The sequence below is a fragment of the Streptomyces spiroverticillatus genome (assembly GCA_014650415.1).
GTDB lineage: Bacteria > Actinomycetota > Actinomycetes > Streptomycetales > Streptomycetaceae > Streptomyces > Streptomyces spiroverticillatus.
Genome location: BMUX01000002.1, coordinates 144,422 through 159,046 on the forward strand (window position 1 = coordinate 144,422; position 14,625 = coordinate 159,046).

The 14,625-nt window shown below is 70.1% G+C and carries 16 protein-coding genes; 5 read left to right on the forward strand and 11 right to left on the reverse strand.

The genetic code is table 11. The features are described from left to right. Positions 1-43: 43 nt before the first annotated feature. Positions 44-1,015, reverse strand: coding sequence for a DUF1963 domain-containing protein (locus tag IE269_RS05045; protein WP_189821520.1), 972 nt, complete (start codon positions 1,013-1,015; stop codon positions 44-46). A gap of 178 nt (positions 1,016-1,193) precedes the next feature. Between IE269_RS05045 and IE269_RS05050 the strand changes: the two genes are divergently transcribed. Continuing rightward, positions 1,194-2,207: a DUF7847 domain-containing protein gene (locus IE269_RS05050; RefSeq protein ID WP_189821521.1), complete on the forward strand. Its 1,014-nt coding sequence runs from the start codon at positions 1,194-1,196 to the stop codon at positions 2,205-2,207. Between the two features lie 69 nt (positions 2,208-2,276). Here the strand turns inward: IE269_RS05050 and IE269_RS05055 are convergent, their stop codons facing one another. The 8 genes from IE269_RS05055 to IE269_RS05090 form a co-directional block, all read right to left on the reverse strand. Continuing rightward, positions 2,277-2,612 carry a metal-sulfur cluster assembly factor gene (locus tag IE269_RS05055; protein WP_189821522.1) on the reverse strand — a complete coding sequence of 112 codons (336 nt, stop codon included), beginning with the start codon at positions 2,610-2,612 and terminating at the stop codon, positions 2,277-2,279. Next, on the reverse strand, positions 2,609-3,076 hold the full coding sequence (sufU, locus tag IE269_RS05060) for a Fe-S cluster assembly sulfur transfer protein SufU (protein ID WP_189821523.1): 468 nt from the start codon (positions 3,074-3,076) through the stop codon (positions 2,609-2,611). Before sufU ends, IE269_RS05055 begins: the two co-directional genes overlap by 4 nt. Before the next feature lie 12 nt (positions 3,077-3,088). Next, the gene (locus IE269_RS05065; RefSeq protein WP_189821524.1) at positions 3,089-4,345 is read right to left on the reverse strand and encodes a cysteine desulfurase; all 1,257 of its coding nucleotides are present in this window, start codon (positions 4,343-4,345) and stop codon (positions 3,089-3,091) included. After that, entirely contained in the window at positions 4,342-5,106 is a 765-nt protein-coding gene (gene sufC / locus IE269_RS05070) for a Fe-S cluster assembly ATPase SufC (protein WP_189821525.1), read from the reverse strand. The genes IE269_RS05065 and sufC overlap by 4 nt, the downstream gene beginning before the upstream one ends. A 7-nt stretch (positions 5,107-5,113) precedes the next feature. After that, on the reverse strand, positions 5,114-5,431 hold the full coding sequence (locus tag IE269_RS05075) for a non-heme iron oxygenase ferredoxin subunit (RefSeq protein WP_189821526.1): 318 nt from the start codon (positions 5,429-5,431) through the stop codon (positions 5,114-5,116). Beyond that, on the reverse strand, positions 5,431-6,609 hold the full coding sequence (gene sufD, locus IE269_RS05080; protein ID WP_189821527.1) for a Fe-S cluster assembly protein SufD: 1,179 nt from the start codon (positions 6,607-6,609) through the stop codon (positions 5,431-5,433). Before sufD ends, IE269_RS05075 begins: the two co-directional genes overlap by 1 nt. 66 nt (positions 6,610-6,675) lie before the next feature. Next, positions 6,676-8,100: a Fe-S cluster assembly protein SufB gene (gene sufB, locus IE269_RS05085; RefSeq protein WP_189821528.1), complete on the reverse strand. Its 1,425-nt coding sequence runs from the start codon at positions 8,098-8,100 to the stop codon at positions 6,676-6,678. After that, the gene (locus IE269_RS05090; RefSeq protein ID WP_189821529.1) at positions 8,097-8,822 is read right to left on the reverse strand and encodes a helix-turn-helix transcriptional regulator; all 726 of its coding nucleotides are present in this window, start codon (positions 8,820-8,822) and stop codon (positions 8,097-8,099) included. The genes sufB and IE269_RS05090 overlap by 4 nt, the downstream gene beginning before the upstream one ends. Positions 8,823-8,982: 160 nt before the next feature. Between IE269_RS05090 and IE269_RS05095 the strand changes: the two genes are divergently transcribed. Continuing rightward, positions 8,983-9,783 (forward strand): AAC(3) family N-acetyltransferase, encoded by an 801-nt coding sequence (locus IE269_RS05095; RefSeq protein WP_189821530.1) that lies wholly within the window; start codon positions 8,983-8,985, stop codon positions 9,781-9,783. Between the two features lie 8 nt (positions 9,784-9,791). On the opposite strand, the gene IE269_RS05100 is transcribed toward IE269_RS05095, so the two are convergent. Continuing rightward, entirely contained in the window at positions 9,792-10,565 is a 774-nt protein-coding gene (locus IE269_RS05100) for a formate/nitrite transporter family protein (protein WP_189821531.1), read from the reverse strand. Positions 10,566-10,699: 134 nt separating this feature from the next. On the opposite strand from IE269_RS05100, the gene IE269_RS05105 reads away from it, so the two are divergent. The 3 genes from IE269_RS05105 (at position 10,700) to IE269_RS05115 (ending at position 13,443) form a co-directional block, all read left to right on the forward strand. Next, complete coding sequence (locus tag IE269_RS05105) at positions 10,700-11,626, forward strand: ABC transporter ATP-binding protein (protein ID WP_189821532.1); 927 nt, start codon at positions 10,700-10,702, stop codon at positions 11,624-11,626. Then, positions 11,623-12,390: an ABC transporter permease gene (locus tag IE269_RS05110; RefSeq protein WP_189821533.1), complete on the forward strand. Its 768-nt coding sequence runs from the start codon at positions 11,623-11,625 to the stop codon at positions 12,388-12,390. Before IE269_RS05105 ends, IE269_RS05110 begins: the two co-directional genes overlap by 4 nt. A gap of 78 nt (positions 12,391-12,468) precedes the next feature. After that, the gene (locus IE269_RS05115) at positions 12,469-13,443 is read left to right on the forward strand and encodes a COX15/CtaA family protein (RefSeq protein ID WP_189821534.1); all 975 of its coding nucleotides are present in this window, start codon (positions 12,469-12,471) and stop codon (positions 13,441-13,443) included. Between the two features lie 63 nt (positions 13,444-13,506). Here IE269_RS05115 and IE269_RS05120 read toward each other — a convergent pair whose 3' ends face one another. Next, complete coding sequence (locus IE269_RS05120) at positions 13,507-14,586, reverse strand: amidohydrolase (RefSeq protein ID WP_189821535.1); 1,080 nt, start codon at positions 14,584-14,586, stop codon at positions 13,507-13,509. Between the last annotated feature and the right edge of the window lie 39 nt (positions 14,587-14,625).

A 14,625-nucleotide genomic window follows, 5' to 3' on the forward strand; every position in this document is an offset into this window, starting at 1 on the left:
CAGAACGCTCCCCGTCACCACCGGCGCAGCGGAAAGCGCCCCGTCACCACTGCGTGCTGTGCGCCCACACCCGGCTGAAGTCCCCTGCGGCCAGGTCGGCGCGCCGGGCGAGGAAGTACAGGGGGCTGCCGAGTCCCGGCTGGTCGCCCAGCTCGAAGAGGGGCACCCACTCGTCCCGCTCCCGGCGCAGCGCCTGAAGGTTGCCGGGGACGGCGCACCACTGCCCGAAGACGGTCCGCGGGTCCTGCTCGCCTTCCACCAGGGACTCGTCGCGGCCCTCCCGCCCGTCCGTGCCGGGCACGCCGAGGAAGTCGACGGCGCAGTTCAGCCGTACGTCCTCCTCGTGCTCGTCGAGGTGGCCGAGCATGTCGTACCAGTCGACGGGGCCCGTCGTCAGGTCGTACGCCTCGGCGTCGATCTCCTCCTGCGCGGACGGCGTCAGGTCGAGCGGCCCCTCCCCCTCCTCTTCCTCCTCCAGGACCCCCCGCTCGGCCAGCGCCGTCCCCAGCAGTGCGGGCAAGGTCAGCGCGCGGACGGCGACGACGCGGTACGGCTCCTCCAGATAGGGCCCGTCCTCGGCGAACTCCCGGTCGTCCTCGTCCTCCAGCTCCTCCGGCGGGCTCGGCACCTCCCGGGTCCGTGCGGTCTCCGCGTCGGGGAAGTACAGCACCTGGCAGGGCGTGTGGCCCGCCACGCTGTACTCGGGGTCCTGGACGAAGAGGTACAGCAGCCCCTTCTCCGGCAGCGCCCCCGCCACGTCCGCCCCGGCCAGCTCCGCCAGGTCGAACTGCGCGACGAAACGCAGCCCCCACCCGTCCGGCCATCCGGCCTCCTCCGGCAGTTCCGGCTCCCCGCCGACCCGGCTGAAGACGGCGTCCTCCGTCTGCTTCAGTGCGATCCCGTACTCCGCCATCGCGACGATCTCGTCGGCGTACGGCGCGATCCGCCCGTACGCTGCGATCTTCTGCCGCAGCCCGGCAATGTCCTCGGCCCGTTCCCTGCCCCTGTCCACCATTCCGCAGATCCTACGAACCTCGGTACGGTGACCCTCCATCCCCTCCATCCCCTCTGGCCCCCCTGAGCACACGGAGCACGCAGTGACCTACCCCGGCGGCCCCCACCAAGGCCCCCCTCCCGGCCCCGGCTGGGGCGGCGGCTGGGCCCCGCCTCCCCCGCCCCCGCCGAAGCCCGGTGTGATCCCGCTGCAACCGCTCGCCGTCAGCGACGTCCTGGGCGGCACCTTCTCCGCCTTCGGCCGCCACTGGAAGCCGCTGATCGGGATCGCCGCCCTGGTGCACGGGGCGGCCCTGCTGCTCGTGGGCGGTGCGGCTGCCCTGGCGTTCTGGGGCCACGTGGACACCTTCCACGCGCTGGAGCGCGCGGGCCGCAACGACTCCCCCGTCGGGTCCGAGGTGACGACCCTGGCCGTCAGCTTCGGGCTGGTGGCGGTGCTGGGCGCGGTGTGCCTGCTGTTCGCCACGGCGGTGTCGCACGCGGCCTCGACGGTCGCCCTCCAGGAGGCGGTCCTCGGCCGTCCGACCACGTTCCGCGGAGTGTGGCGCAGGGCGGTGCGCCGGGTCCCCGCGGTCGCCGGGACGCTGCTGATTCCGGCGCTGTCCCTGCTCGTACTGATGGCCCTGTTCCTGACCGGGTACATCGCGCTGATGCTGGCGTACGTCGAGGACGTCGGCGGCAGCGCGGCGAACTGGCTGGCCGCGGTCGGCGTGCTGGGCGCGCTCCTGTTCGTGCCGGTGGCCGTGTGGCTGTGGGTGAGCTTCGCCTTCGCCCCGGCGATCGCCGTCTTCGAGTCGGCGGGCCCGATGCAGGCGCTGCGCCGCTCGGCGCGGCTGGTGAAGGGCTCCTGGTGGCGGATCTTCGGGATCTCGCTGCTGGTGTACGTGATGGCGTGGATGGCGAGCTGGCTGATCCAGATCCCGTTCAGCGTGCTGAGCATCTTCTCGCTGATCCCGAGCATGGCCGCCGTCGCCCCGAACGCCGGCGAGGAGCTGACCGCGGTGCAGGTGATCCTGTCCATGAGCGGCTACCTGCTGATCACCCTGCTGGGCAGCTTCGTCAGCCAGATCGTGGTGATCTTCTTCCCCCAGCTCGCCACCGGCCTGCTGTACGTGGACCAGCGCATCCGCCGGGAGAACCTGGCCCCGAGCCTGGCCGAGGCGGCCTTCGGCCCGCCGCCCCCGCAGCACTGAGACACGACTGTGCCCCCGGCGCTCCTTGCGAGGAGCACCGGGGGCACAGCCGTACGTACAGGCGGGAACTCAGACGTTGAAGCCGAGCGCGCGCAGCTGCTCGCGGCCGTCGTCCGTGATCTTGTCCGGGCCCCACGGCGGCATCCAGACCCAGTTGATCTTGAGTTCGTTGACGATGCCCTCGGTGGCCGACTTGGCCTGGTCCTCGATGACGTCGGTCAGCGGGCAGGCCGCCGAGGTGAGCGTCATGTCGAGGGTCGCGATGTTGGCGTCGTCGACGTGGATGCCGTAGATGAGGCCCAGGTTGACGACGTCGATGCCCAGCTCGGGGTCGACCACGTCGTACAGGGCTTCGCGGACCTCTTCTTCGGAGGCCGGCTTGGTGGTCAGGGTCTCTTCGCTCATGCCGACTTCTCCTTCTTCTCGCTCTCACCCAGGGCCTGGGCGGTCGCGTCCTTCCATGCCATCCAGCTCAGCAGGGCGCACTTGACCCGGGCCGGGAACTTCGAGACCCCGGCGAACGCGACGGCGTCCTCCAGGACCTCCTCCATCGCGTCGTCGGGCTCGATGGTGCCCTTGGACTGCATCAGCTCCAGGAAGGTCTCCTGGATCCTGCGGGCCGTCTCGAGGTCCTTGCCGACCAGCAGGTCGTTCAGCACCGAGGCGCTGGCCTGGCTGATGGAGCAGCCCTGCCCCTCGTAGGAGACGTCCTCGACGCGCTCCCCGTCGTACTTCACCCGCAGCGTGATCTCGTCGCCGCAGGTGGGGTTGACGTGGTGCACCTCGGCGTCGCCGTCGCGCAGGCCACGCCCGTGCGGGTGCTTGTAGTGGTCCAGGATGACTTCCTGGTACATCGAATCCAGCTTCACGATCCCCAGCCCTTAACCGAAGAAGTTCCGTACGTGCTCCAGGCCGTCGACCAGTGCGTCGACCTCGCCGGGCGTGGAGTACAGATAGAACGACGCTCGCGTGGTGGCAGGAATTCCGTACCGCAGGCAGACCGGGCGCGCGCAGTGGTGTCCCACGCGGACCGCGATGCCTTCCTCGTCCAGGACCTGGCCCACGTCGTGCGGGTGGATGTCGCCGAGGGTGAAGGAGAGCGCGGCGCCGCGGTCCTCCGCCGTCGCCGGACCGATGATCCGCAGGTCGGGCACCTCCAGGAGGCGCTTGACCGCATACTCGGTGATCGCGTGCTCGTGGCGCGCGATGTTCTCCATGCCGATCGCCGAGAGGTAGTCCACGGCCGCACCGAGGCCGACGGCCTGCGCGATCGGGGGCGTACCCGCCTCGAACTTGTGCGGCGCCGGGGCGTACGTCGACGAGTGCATCGACACGGTCTCGATCATCTCGCCGCCGCCGAGGAACGGCGGGAGGTCCTCGAGGAGCTCCTGGCGTCCCCAGAGCACGCCGATGCCCGTGGGTCCGACCATCTTGTGACCGGTGAAGGCCACGAAGTCGGCCTGGAGGGCCTGTACGTCGAGCACCATGTGCGGGGCGGCCTGCGAGGCGTCGATGCAGACCAGCGCGCCGACCTGCTGCGCGCGGCGCACGATCGTCTCGACCGGGTTGATCGTGCCCAGCAGGTTGGAGACCAGCGTGAAGGAGACGATCTTCGTCTTCTCGGTGATGATCTCTTCGATGTTCGAGAGGTCGAGGCGGCCGTCGTCGGTCAGCCCGAACCACTTCAGCTTCGCGCCCGTGCGCTGCGAGAGCAGCTGCCACGGCACGATGTTGGAGTGGTGCTCCATCTCCGTGATGACGATCTCGGTCTCGCGGTCGACCCGGTAGGGCTCGTCCGCCCAACCGAGCATGTTCGCCACGAGGTTGAGCGACTCCGAGGCGTTCTTCGTGAAGATGACCTCGTCGCGGCTCGGCGCGTTGATGAAGGCCGCGACCTTGTCGCGGGCGCCCTCGTACAGCGCCGTGGCCTCCTCGGCGACCGTGTACACACCGCGGTGCACGTTCGCGTTGTGCAGCTCGTAGTACTCGTTCAGCGCGTCGAGCACCTGGCGCGGCTTCTGCGAGGTCGCAGCGGAGTCCAGGTAAACGATCTTCTTGTCCCCGTGGACGATGCGGTCCAGCAGGGGGAAGTCCTTGCGGATCGCGTCCGTGTCGAGGAGGCCCGGCAGGTTTGTCACGCGGCTGCGCCACCCTTCGTGTACTTCTCGTAGCCCTCGGCCTCGAGCTGGTCGGCGAGCTCCGGGCCACCGGACTCGACGATCTTGCCCGCCGAGAAGACGTGCACGAAGTCCGGCTTGATGTAGCGCAGGATGCGCGTGTAGTGCGTGATCAGCAGCGTGCCGACCTCACCGGTCTCGCGGACGCGGTTGACGCCGTCGGAGACCTGGCGCAGGGCGTCGACGTCCAGACCGGAGTCCGTCTCGTCGAGGATGGCGATCTTCGGCTTCATGAGCTCCATCTGGAGGATCTCGTGACGCTTCTTCTCACCGCCCGAGAAGCCCTCGTTGACGTTGCGCTCGGCGAAGGACGGGTCCATCTGGAGCTGCTCCATCGCGGACTTGACCTCCTTCACCCAGGTGCGCAGCTTGGGGGCCTCGCCGCGCAGCGCCGTGGCCGACGTACGCAGGAAGTTGGAGACCGAGACGCCGGGGACCTCGACCGGGTACTGCATGGCGAGGAACATGCCGGCGCGGGCACGCTCGTCGACGGACATCTCCAGGACGTCCTCGCCGTCGAGGGTGACGGTGCCGCTGGTGATCGTGTACTTGGGGTGACCCGCGATCGAGTACGCGAGGGTGGACTTGCCGGAGCCGTTGGGGCCCATGATGGCGTGGGTCTCGCCCTGCTTCACGGTCAGGTCGACGCCCTTGAGGATCTCCTTGGTGCCGTTCTCGACATCGACGGAGACGTGCAGGTCGCGGATTTCAAGCGTTGCCATGGGGTACTCAGGACTCCTGGGTGACGGAGACGAGCACATCGTCCCCTTCGATCTTTACGGGGTATACGGGGACGGGGCGCGTCGCGGGAAGACCGGACGGCTTGCCGGTGCGGAGGTCGAAGCTGGAGCCGTGCAACCAGCACTCGATGGCACAGTCCTCCACCTCGCCCTCGGACAGCGAGACGTTCGCGTGCGAGCAGATGTCGTTGATCGCGAAGACTTCGCCCTCGGTCTGGACGAGCGACACCGGCGTGCCGTCGACCTCGACCCGCTTGGGGGTGTCGGTCTCCAGCTCGCTCAGCGACGCCACCTTCACGAACGCCATCAGACCGAAGCCTCCAGCTCCGCGTCGATCTTCGCGAGCAGGCGCTCCTCGACGTCCGTGACGCCGATCTGCTGGACCAGCTCGGCGAAGAAGCCGCGGACGACCAGCCGGCGGGCCTCGTCCTCGGGGATGCCGCGGGACTGGAGGTAGAAGAGCTGCTCGTCGTCGAAGCGGCCGGTCGCCGAGGCGTGGCCCGCTCCGGCGATCTCGCCGGTCTCGATCTCCAGGTTGGGGACCGAGTCGACGCGTGCGCCGTCGGTGAGCACCAGGTTGCGGTTCATCTCGTACGAGTCGGTGCCCTCGGCGGCGGCCTGGATCAGGACGTCGCCGATCCACACGGCGTGCGCGTCCTGGCCCTGGAGGGCGCCCTTGTAGGCCACGTTGGACTTGCAGTTCGGGACGTTGTGGTCGACCAGGAGGCGGTGCTCCTGGTGCTGGCCCTGGTCCGTGAAGTACAGGCCGAACAGCTCGGCCTCGCCGCCGGGACCGGCGTACGAGACGCGCGGGTGCAGGCGGACGACATCGCCGCCGAAGGTGACGACGACGGACTTGAACGAGGCGTCGCGGCCGACGAGCGCGTTGTGCTGCGCCACGTGGACGGCCTTGTCGTCCCAGTCCTGCACGGACACGACGGTCAGCTTCGCGCCGTCGCCGAGCACGTAGTCGACGTTGGCGGCGAGCACGCCGTCACCGGTGTGGTCGATGACCACGACAGCCTCGGCGAACGCGCCGAGCTCGAAGACCTGGTGGCCGTAGGCCGTACCGCCGCCGCCGTGCACCGACACGCGGATCGGCTCGGTCAGCACGGTCTCCTTGGGCACCGAGACGACCGAGGCCTTCTCGAAGGAGCTGTACGCCTGGGCCGCGACGCGGTCCACGGGCGTGCCGGCCTTGCCGAGGCGGGCGTCGGTGCGGTCGACCGTCTCGACGGTGACGCCCTCGGGGGCCTCGACCTGGACGGTCAGCTCGCCGCCGGCCTCGGCGGTGCCGTCGTGCAGACCCCGCAGACGGGCCAGCGGGGTGAACCGCCACTCCTCCTCGCGGCCGTGCGGCACGGGGAAGTCCGCCACGTCGAAGGACGGCGGCGCGCTCATGCGGGTGGCGGTGGTGGATTCCGCCGCCACCGCGATGGAACCGGCGGTGGTGGAACCCACCGGGATGTTCTGAGCCTCAGCCATGGCTGTCGTGTAGCTCTCTCTCTGGATCAAGAAGTCTGTTGCCGCTGACGGGAGTGGGGACCGGCCTCAGCCGACCGACCCCTCCATCTGCAGCTCGATCAGCCGGTTGAGCTCCAGGGCGTACTCCATCGGGAGCTCCTTGGCGATCGGCTCGACGAAGCCGCGCACGATCATCGCCATCGCCTCGAACTCGGTCAGACCGCGGCTCATCAGGTAGAAGAGCTGGTCCTCGGAGACCTTGGAGACGGTCGCCTCGTGGCCCATGGACACGTCGTCCTCGCGCACGTCGACGTACGGGTACGTGTCCGAGCGGGAGATGGTGTCGACCAGCAGCGCGTCACAGAGCACGTTGGACTTCGACCCCGGCGCACCCTCGCCGATCTCGATGAGACCGCGGTAGGACGTACGGCCGCCGCCACGCGCCACGGACTTCGAGACGATGTTGGACGACGTGTTCGGCGCCATGTGCACCATCTTGGCGCCGGCGTCCTGGTGCTGGCCCTCGCCCGCGAAGGCGATGGAGAGCGTCTCGCCCTTGGCGTGCTCACCCATGAGGTAAACAGCCGGGTACTTCATGGTCACCTTGGAGCCGATGTTGCCGTCGACCCACTCCATGGTCGCGCCCTCGTACGCCACGGCGCGCTTGGTGACCAGGTTGTAGACGTTGTTCGACCAGTTCTGGATCGTCGTGTAGCGGCAGCGGCCGCCCTTCTTCACGATGATCTCGACCACGGCGGAGTGCAGCGAGTCCGAGGAGTAGATCGGCGCGGTGCAGCCCTCGACGTAGTGAACGTAGGCGTCCTCGTCGACGATGATCAGCGTGCGCTCGAACTGACCCATGTTCTCCGTGTTGATACGGAAGTAGGCCTGGAGCGGGATGTCGACGTGGACACCCTTGGGCACGTAGATGAACGAGCCGCCCGACCACACGGCGGTGTTCAGCGACGCGAACTTGTTGTCGCCGACCGGGATGACGGTGCCGAAGTACTCCTTGAAGAGTTCCTCGTGCTCCTTCAGCGCGGTGTCGGTGTCGACGAAGATGACGCCCTGCTCCTCCAGGTCCTCACGGATCTGGTGGTAGACGACCTCGGACTCGTACTGGGCCGCGACACCGGCGACGAGGCGCTGCTTCTCCGCCTCCGGGATGCCGAGCTTGTCGTACGTGTTCTTGATGTCCTCGGGAAGCTCTTCCCAGGAAGCGGCCTGCTTCTCGGTGGAGCGCACGAAGTACTTGATGTTGTCGAAGTCGATGCCCGACAGGTCGGAGCCCCAGTTCGGCATGGGCTTCTTGTCGAACAGACGCAGGCCCTTGAGACGCAGCTTCAGCATCCACTCGGGCTCGTTCTTCTTCTCCGAGATGTCGCGGACGACAGCTTCGGACAGGCCACGCTTGGCCGCGGCGCCTGCCGCGTCGGAGTCGGCCCAGCCGAACTCGTACGTACCCAGGCCCTCGAGTTCGGGGTGGGCAGTCTCCTCGATAGGGAGAGTCATGCGGGGTTCCTCCCGGCCGTGCTTGCTGATGCTGAATGTGCGGTCTTGGGGATGTACGTCGTGCAGACCCCGTCGCCGTGGGCGATGGTGGCCAGTCGCTGGACGTGGGTCCCGAGCAGCGCGGAGAAGACCTCGGTCTCCGCCTCGCAGAGCTGCGGAAACTGTTCCGCGACGTGGGCGACAGGGCAGTGGTGCTGGCACAGCTGCTCTCCGACCGGTGCGCTACGCGCCGTAGCAGCGTACCCGTCGGCGCTCAGGGCCCTTGCCAGAGCCTCCGTGCGCTGCTCGGGGGGCGCCGCCTCGACGGCCTCGCGGTACGCGTGGGCCTGCGCGGCGATCCGGGCGCGGGCGAAGGCGGTGACGGCCGCCTCGCCCTGCTCGCCGCCGCCGGCCGCCCGGGAGATCCAGGTCAGGGCGTCGGCCGCGAGCTTGTCGTACGACTGGTCGAAGGCGTCCCGGCCGCAGTCGGTGAGCGCGAAGACCTTGGCGGGTCGGCCGCGCGTGCGCGCCCCGTACACCCGCTGCTCCTTCGCCTGCACCACATCGTCGGCGGCGAGAGCGTCGAGGTGGCGGCGCACGGCGGCCTGGGTGAGACCGAGGCGCTTCGCCAGATCGGCGACCGTCGACGGGCCGTGGTCCAGGATGGAGCGCGCGACACGGTTGCGGGTGGACCGCTCACCGGTCGCGACGTCCGTCTGGGGGACCTCGCCTTCGTATTTCACAACGCCATTGTTGCGTAATTCTTCTGAGCGTGACAACCCGGATCCTGAGCAAGATCGGTGGACTGCATCACTTAGGTAAACCTAAGCTGACCTGCGGAAATGATCACCGAGGACGAAATGCGGAGGCGCCTTCCGAGGGTCGGTGCCAGACTCCCCGACCATGTCGACCACTCCCGTCCGCGGCCCGCTGTGCACCCGCGACTCGCTCGCCGCCGACCTGCGTGACCTGGGCGTACTCCCCGGCGAGACCCTCCTCGTGCACTCCTCGCTCAGCTCTCTGGGCTGGGTCAACGGAGGCCGGGTAGCGGTCGTCCAGGCACTCCTGGACGCGCTCGGACCGGAGGGCACCCTCGTCGCCCCCGCACATTCGGGCGACTACTCGGACCCGGCCGAGTGGGGCAACCCTCCCGTCCCCCAGGAGTGGTGGGACCCCATCCGCGCCACGATGCCCGCGTACGACCCGGTCACCGCGCCCACCCGGGGCATCGGCGTGCTTCCCGAAGCGGTACGGACCTGGCCGGGCGCCCTGCGCAGCGCGCACCCGCAGACCTCCTTCGCGGCGATCGGCCCGTGCGCCGGGCACGTCACCGGGGACCACGCACTGGACTGCCGACTGGGTGAGCGCAGCCCCCTGGCCCGGCTGGAGGAGGTGGGGGCCCGCGTGCTCTTCCTCGGTACGGGCTGGGCCACCTGCACGGCCTTCCACCTGGCCGAATACCGCGTCCCCTCGCCGGTCGTGGACAACTCCTTCCCGGTGGCGACGCCGGAGGGCCGCCAGTGGGTGACGGTCCGGGACACGGACGTCTCCGAGGAGGGCTTCGCGGACCTGGGCGCGGCGTACGAGAAGGAGCGCCCGGTGGTACGTGGCCGCGTGGGCGCCGCCGAATCCCGCCTCTTCCCCCTGACGGAGGCAGTGGCTTACGCGGAAGGCTGGCTGCGGGAGAACCGATCCGGGGGCTGAGCCGCCCCTCAGCCCGAACGGACCGCCCCGCCCACGTACCAGTTCAGCCCACCCACCAGCAGTCCCCCGCCCACGATGTTCCCCGGCACGGTGAAGACCAGGTTCCGTACCAGCTCGCCCGGGGTGGAGAACCCCTCGAAGAGCCCGAGCGCGTACAGGGCCATGTCGGCGACACAGTGCTCGAAGCCCGCCGCCACGAACACCAGCACCGGCAGCCACAGCACCAGGATCTTCGCGACCTCGCCCCGCATCCGGAAGTACATCCACACCCCGAGGCAGACCAGGAGGTTGCACAGCACGGCCCGCCAGAAGAGCTGCCCGCCGTCGAGCGCGTTCTTCGCCCGCAGCATCTCGTGCAGCATCGCCCGCGCGGACGGAGCGGCGGTCACTCCCGAGGCGTGCGCCATGGCGGCCAGCCCCAGCGTCCCCAGCAGGTTCCCGACCAGGCACAGCGCCCAGGTCCCCACCAGCGCCCGGCGCCCGGTCCGCCCGGTGAACGCCCCCACCAGCATCACCAGCACGTTCGACGTGAACAGCTGCGCCCCGGTGCACATCACCAGCGTCAGCGCGATCGGGAAGACCGCGCCCTCCACCAGCCGCACCCACGGCGACCCGGCCGCGACCAGCGGGGAGACGGCGGTGAGCAGCAACACCTCGCCCACCGCGATGTACGCCCCGGCCAGCAGCGCCGACACCAGATAGCCCGACGGCCGCCTCAGTCCGTGGGCCTTGTGCACGGCCTGCCGGGCGGTCTCCTCGACGTTCTCCGCAATGCTGATCACTCTGTCGACGCTATGACCGGCCGGTAACCCCTTCCGACCGAAAAGGTCACCAGTCACGGGCCCTCCGGCCTCCGGCCCCGGGGGACCTCCGCCCCCCGCCGATCCGTTTCACGCCGCCGCCTAGACTCGCTCCCATGTCACATGAGCCCGTCGTCCAGGTCACCGGCCTGGTCAAGCGGTACGGATCCAAGACCGCGGTCGACGGCCTCGACCTCACCGTCGCCTCCGGCACCGTCACCGCCGTCCTCGGCCCCAACGGCGCCGGAAAGACCACCACCGTCGAGACCTGCGAGGGCTACCGCAAGCCCGACGCGGGCACCGTCCGGGTGCTGGGCCTCGACCCGATCGCCGACGCCGCGAAGCTGCGCCCGCGCATCGGCGTGATGCTCCAGTCCGGCGGCGTCTACTCCGGCGCCCGCGCCGACGAGATGCTGCGCCACATGGCGAAGCTGCACGCGCACCCCCTCGACGTGGACGCACTCATCGACCGCCTGGGGCTCGGCAGTTGCGGCCGTACGACCTACCGCAGGCTCTCCGGCGGCCAGCAGCAGCGCCTCGCGCTCGCGATGGCCGTCGTCGGCCGCCCGGAGCTGGTCTTCCTGGACGAGCCGACCGCGGGCCTGGACCCGCACGCCCGCCGCTCCACCTGGGACCTGGTCAAGGAACTCCGTGCGTCCGGGGTGAGCGTCATCCTCACCACGCACTTCATGGACGAGGCCGAGCAGCTCGCCGACGACGTCGCGATCGTGGACACCGGCAAGGTCATCGCCCAGGGCTCCCCCGCCGACCTCTGCCGGGGCGGCGCCGAGAACACCCTGCGCTTCACCGGCCGTCCCGGGCTCGACATGACCTCGCTCCTCAAGGCCCTCCCCGCCGACACCGTCGCGGAGGAGCTGATCCCGGGCACGTACCGCATCGGCGGCAAGATCGACCCGCAGCTGCTGGCCACGGTCACCACCTGGTGCGCCCAGCACGGCGTGATGCCCGACGGCATCTCGGTCGAGCGCCGCACCCTCGAAGACGTCTTTCTTGAGCTGACCGGTAAGGACCTGCGTCCATGAGCACCGCCCCTTACACCCCCATGCCCGGAGCGGCCCCGCTCGGCCGGATGATCGGCGCGCAGACCGCCCTCGAAACCAAGATGCTGCTGCGCAACGGCGAGCAGCTCCTCCTCACGGTGATCATCCCGGCCCTCCTCCTGGTCCTCTTCTCGGCCGTCGACATCATCGACACCGGCAAGGGCAAGTCCGTCGACTTCCTCGCCCCCGGCATCCTGGCGCTCGCCGTCATGTCGACCGCGTTCACCGGCCAGGCCATCGCCACCGGCTTCGAGCGCCGGTACGGAGTCCTCAAGCGGCTCGGCACCTCGCCGCTCCCCCGCTGGGCGCTGATGACGGCGAAGACGCTGTCCGTCCTGGTCACCGAGGTCCTCCAGGTCGTCCTGCTGACCGCCATCTCCTTCGGCCTCGGCTGGTCGCCGCAGGGCAACCCGGTCTCCGTACTCCTCCTGCTGATCCTCGGCACGGCGGCCTTCTCCGGCCTCGGTCTGCTGATGGCGGGCACGCTGAAGGCCGAGGCGACGCTCGCCGCCGCCAACCTCGTCTTCCTGCTCCTCCTCGTCGGCGGCGGCGTCATCGTCCCGCTCGACAAGTTCCCGGACGCCGTGCAGAACGTGCTGGGCCTGCTGCCCATCTCCGCGCTCTCCGACGGCCTGCGCGACGTCCTTCAGCACGGCGCGTCGATGCCCTGGGGCAACCTCGGGATCCTCGCGGTGTGGGCGGTCCTCGGCCTCGGAGCGGCGGCGAAGTTCTTCCGCTGGGAGTAGCCGCGAGGGGCGGTTGGGAGTGACATCACAGCTCTTCACCGCCCCCCTCGTGAAAACTCGCACAAGCACCGGCCTACGATGGTTGCCGTGTTGACCCCCCTCGCCCTCATCGCCAAGCGATGGACGCCCACGCCCCGTACGCTCCAGCGCGCCGCGATGTCGGCCGTCGTGATGAGCGTCCTCATCATCGTGACCGGCGGCGCGGTCCGGCTGACCGGTTCCGGTCTCGGCTGCGACACCTGGCCCAAGTGCACGTCCGACAGCCTGTTCGTGACGCCCGAGCAGGGCTTCCACGGGTTCGTCGAGTTCGGCAACCGCATGCTGACGTACGTCCTGTCGGCGGCCGTCGGCTGGGCGATCATCGCGGCCCGCTCCACCAAGCCGTGGCGGCGCAGCCTCACCCGCACCGCCTGGGGCATGTTCTGGCTGGTGATGAGCAACGCCGTGGTCGGCGGCATCACCGTGTGGATGGGCCTGAACCCCTGGACGGTGGCCGGTCACTTCCTGGCCGCCAACGCCCTTCTGGCGATGGCCACCATCACCTGGCAGCGCACCCGCGAGGGCGACGGCGCCCCCATCCCGCGCGTGCCGGGGCCGGTGCGCAGGCTGGGCTGGGCGATCGTCGCGGTCACCGCCGTACTGATCGTGCTGGGCACCTCGGTGACCGGTTCCGGCAAGCACGCGGGCGACAAGAGCGAGGTGCCGCGCATGCCATGGGACTGGACGGACGCCGCCCATGTGCACGCCGCCGCCGCGTGGGTGGTGTGCGCGCTGGCCATCGCGATGTTCCTGGTGCTGCGCATGGTGGACGCCCCGGACGACACCCGGCACCGCTCCCGCGACCTGCTGGTCGTGCTGGTCGCCCAGGGCGCGGTCGGTTACGTCCAGTTCTTCACGCAGGTCCCGGAACTCCTGGTCGCCTTCCACATGCTGCTCTCCTCGCTGATGTGGATCGCCGTGATCCGCCTGCTGCTGAGCCTGCGCGAGCGCCCGGCGGAGACTCCGGAGCCGGTGGCGGACTCCCCCGCGGCCCAGGTGCCGGCGAGCGCCTGACCGTACGCGCGAGAAAAAGGGCCCAGGAGGCGATCCCGGGCCCTTTTGCCGTACGTACGCCCCCTACACCAGCCGGTACACCCGCCGCGCGTTCCCCGCCGCGATCATCCCGGCGACCCGTTCCGCGTCCGGCTTCGACCAGGCCCCCTCGGCGACCCACCCGCCGAGCACCCTGCCCAGCGCCTCCTGGAACAGCCGCGCACCCACCACGTGCAGTTCCGGCAGCCCGCGCGCCCCGCTGGAGAAGAGCACCTTCCCGAACGGCGCCAGCTCCAGCATCTCCGCGAGCACGGCCGCCGCCCCCGCACCCGTGTGCGACAGGGCAGGCCCCAGGTCCGCGTACACGTGCGGGAAGACGCCCGCCAGGTGCGCCGCGTGCCGGTGGTACGGGTAGTCGTGCAGCAGCACCAGATCGGTCCCGAGCCCCGCGCTCGCCGCCGCGAACTCCGTCAGCCGCTCCGGGTCCCCCGCCACGTGCAACTGGAGCGGCAGCCCGCAGCTGACCGCGTTCCACAGCAGATGCCGCAGGAGTACGGGGTCGGACAGCCGCCCTCCGGCCCGGCGTCCCGCCAGCCAGCGTCCGGCGGCGCCCCGCACCTCGCCCGGCCCCGGCGGGTGCGGCGCGAGGGCGAGCCCGTGCCGCACCCCCGCCACGGAGGTGAAGGCGACGGCGCTCCTGGTCGCGGCATGCATGGCCTCGCCCAGATTCGCGAGGAAGCCCTCGGCGGTGCCGGACGTGTCGGCGATCTGCTCGGCCAGCAGTTCCAGCCGTACGATCTCGTGCGCCTCGGCGTCGCCCGTGACGGCCAGCTCCTGGGGGCAGGTGAGGTCTCCGGGGAGCCCGGTGTCGACCAGGTAGGCGGCGATGCCGGTGCCGCGCAGGAGCCGCCGCCCGGCCTCCAGGACGCCCAGTTCGCGGCGCCGGGCCAGATAGCGGGCGGGCGGACAGTGCGGCTCCAGACCCAGCAGGGGCGGGCACCAGCGGCGTACCGCGAAGCCCGTCTGGGTGTCGAAGAAGGTGGTGCCGGGGGCGGGCGGTGCGGGCGTGCGGCCCAGATGCGCCTCGAAGGTGCCGAGACCCAGCTCGGTGCGGAGCACGCCGTGGCAGTAGTGGTCCACCAGGGACGGCGGGGTGACGAACATCGGGACTCCCTGTGGGTGGCGTGACGCGTGTGACGCTTC

What these genes read in the sequence shown, in the direction of transcription:
- IE269_RS05045 (WP_189821520.1), bottom strand. Translation starts at nt 1,015, where the DNA reads ATGGTGGACAGGGGCAGGGAACGGGCCGAGGACATTGCCGGGCTGCGG.
- IE269_RS05055 (WP_189821522.1), bottom strand. Translation starts at nt 2,612, where the DNA reads ATGAGCGAAGAGACCCTGACCACCAAGCCGGCCTCCGAAGAAGAGGTC.
- sufC (WP_189821525.1), bottom strand. Translation starts at nt 5,106, where the DNA reads ATGGCAACGCTTGAAATCCGCGACCTGCACGTCTCCGTCGATGTCGAG.
- IE269_RS05075 (WP_189821526.1), bottom strand. Translation starts at nt 5,431, where the DNA reads ATGGCGTTCGTGAAGGTGGCGTCGCTGAGCGAGCTGGAGACCGACACC.
- sufD (WP_189821527.1), bottom strand. Translation starts at nt 6,609, where the DNA reads ATGGCTGAGGCTCAGAACATCCCGGTGGGTTCCACCACCGCCGGTTCC.
- sufB (WP_189821528.1), bottom strand. Translation starts at nt 8,100, where the DNA reads ATGACTCTCCCTATCGAGGAGACTGCCCACCCCGAACTCGAGGGCCTG.
- IE269_RS05095 (WP_189821530.1), top strand. Translation starts at nt 8,983, where the DNA reads ATGTCGACCACTCCCGTCCGCGGCCCGCTGTGCACCCGCGACTCGCTC.
- IE269_RS05105 (WP_189821532.1), top strand. Translation starts at nt 10,700, where the DNA reads ATGTCACATGAGCCCGTCGTCCAGGTCACCGGCCTGGTCAAGCGGTAC.
- IE269_RS05110 (WP_189821533.1), top strand. Translation starts at nt 11,623, where the DNA reads ATGAGCACCGCCCCTTACACCCCCATGCCCGGAGCGGCCCCGCTCGGC.
- IE269_RS05115 (WP_189821534.1), top strand. Translation starts at nt 12,469, where the DNA reads ATGGTTGCCGTGTTGACCCCCCTCGCCCTCATCGCCAAGCGATGGACG.
- IE269_RS05120 (WP_189821535.1), bottom strand. Translation starts at nt 14,586, where the DNA reads ATGTTCGTCACCCCGCCGTCCCTGGTGGACCACTACTGCCACGGCGTG.